The following is a 1,844-nucleotide window of genomic DNA, read 5'->3' as shown; positions in this document are numbered from 1 at the left end:
GAGGCGTCCCGCGGTGAGCGCCTTCAGCGCCTCGATCACCGCGTGAATCGGGTTGACCAGGCTCTTCTTGGAGATCGTCAGGCCGATGCCGATGCCGAGCGCGATGCCCGCCGCCGCCGCCGCGATCATCAGCAGCGACAGGCTCTCGGCCTCGGCGTCCGCCGCCTGGCCGACGGCGTCGTTGTCGTGGTTGAGGCGCGAGACGAGGCCGTCGATCTTCTTTTCGAGCGGAAGGGCGATCTTCCGGGACTGTAGGACCGCCGCATAGATCGCCCGCTGCGCCGCGCTGAGCTGTAGCGTTTCCTGCCGGCGGGCGACCGCCACCGCGGCGTTCACGCTTGCGAGGTAGGTCTGGAAGTCGCGGCGGATCTCCTCGATCTCGGCCCTGTCGGCGTCCGGCACGAGGGAGAGCAGGCGTGTGCTGCGTGCCTCGAACGCGTGGGCGTCGCGGTCGAGAGCCTTCGCCGCGTCTTCCAGGTCGGCGGGGTCGGCGGCGAAGCGGTAGGTCGAGCGGCCGATCGATTCCATCTCGGCGTCCAGCCGCACGCCGTCGCGGCTGAGGTCGCCGTAGAGGCGCACCCGCTCGGCCATCGCATCGATCGCGTGCAGGCCATAGTAGCCGACGCCGCTGATGAATAAGGAGGCGAGGGCCAGTACGCCGATGACGATACCGATTTTTCCGTTGATCTTGAGGTTGTCTATGGAGCGCATAACAAATCCCCTCTGTCGCCACGGCCGTAATGAGGCAGTGTGCGTTCCCTGTGGTGAGTGAGAAGGAAGGTCTGCGCAGCCTTCTGACGAGGGTGGATTTTACATGAATATTGTCTGTATTTTGAGTCTTTTCAGACAGATAGAGAGAATATGAGGGTTTCCCTAATATGCTTTTCGGCTATATTCTCCGATTACTTTCTTGAGTCTTTTCAGGGAGATAGAAGGTATCCATGCATGCGTTGCGGATGCGGTGACGCGAGGGAAATGTGCCCTTTGCGCGAGAGGCAAAATCCCGCGCGGCGGCGCCTGCCCGGGAAAGCCGCCGGTGGAGTCGCGTAGAAATTGAGAATTCGCACGCAGTGCCGCGGTCAGCCGCAGGTGGAATAGCCGCAGTTGCGGCACTTCTTGCAGCCCTCCTGGCGGACCCTGCCTGCCTGCGCGCCGGGAGCGGCGTGGCCGCTCCCGGCGCGGGCGACGTTATGCGGCGCGGACGTTTTGCAGGAACTCATCGACCACCGCCTTGAGGGCGACGGACTCGCGGGACAGGGATTGCGCCGAGGCGAGCACCTGCCCCGAGGCCGCCCCGGTCTCCGTCGCGGCCTGGGTGACGCCGGAGATGTTGGCGGAGATTTCCGTGGTGCCGCTCGCCGCCTGCTGCACGTTGCGGGCGATCTCGGCGGTGGCGGCGGCCTGCTCCTGCACCGCGGAGGAGATGGTGGTGGTGATCTGCCGCACGTCGTCGATGCGGCCGGCGATGGTGTCGATCGCGGAGACCGCCTTTTCGGTCTCGGACTGCACCGTGCCGATCTGCGCGGTGATGTCCTCGGTCGCCTTGGCGGTCTGGTTGGCCAGGGTCTTCACCTCGTTCGCCACCACGGCGAAGCCCTTGCCCGCGTCGCCGGCGCGCGCCGCCTCGATCGTGGCGTTGAGCGCCAACAGATTGGTCTGCGCCGCGATGCCGTTGATCAGCTCGATCACGGTGCCGATCTTGGCGGCGCTTTCGGCCAGGCCCTTGACCACTTCGTCGGTGCGGTGGGCCTCCTCCGTCGCGGCTTGCGACGCGGTGTTGCAGTGCTCCACCTGGCGGCCGATCTCCTCGATCGAGGCGGAGAGCTCCTCCGCCGCGGTGGCCA

1 protein-coding gene and 1 pseudogene are annotated in these 1,844 nt (G+C 65.9%); both read right to left on the bottom strand.

The annotated features are described in order from the left end of the window. A pseudogene (locus O7R11_RS14910) lies at window positions 1-711 on the bottom strand (hypothetical protein); the annotation flags it as partial. Window positions 712-1,188: 477 nt separating this feature from the next. Further along, a partial coding sequence (locus O7R11_RS14905) for a methyl-accepting chemotaxis protein (protein WP_337998328.1) occupies window positions 1,189-1,844 on the bottom strand: 656 nt, incomplete at its 5' end.

The organism is Oleispirillum naphthae (assembly GCA_027864655.1).
Lineage (GTDB): Bacteria > Pseudomonadota > Alphaproteobacteria > Rhodospirillales > Rhodospirillaceae > Oleispirillum > Oleispirillum naphthae.
Note: the sequence above shows the minus strand (reverse complement) of the source record. Positions and strands in the feature narration are given on the sequence as shown.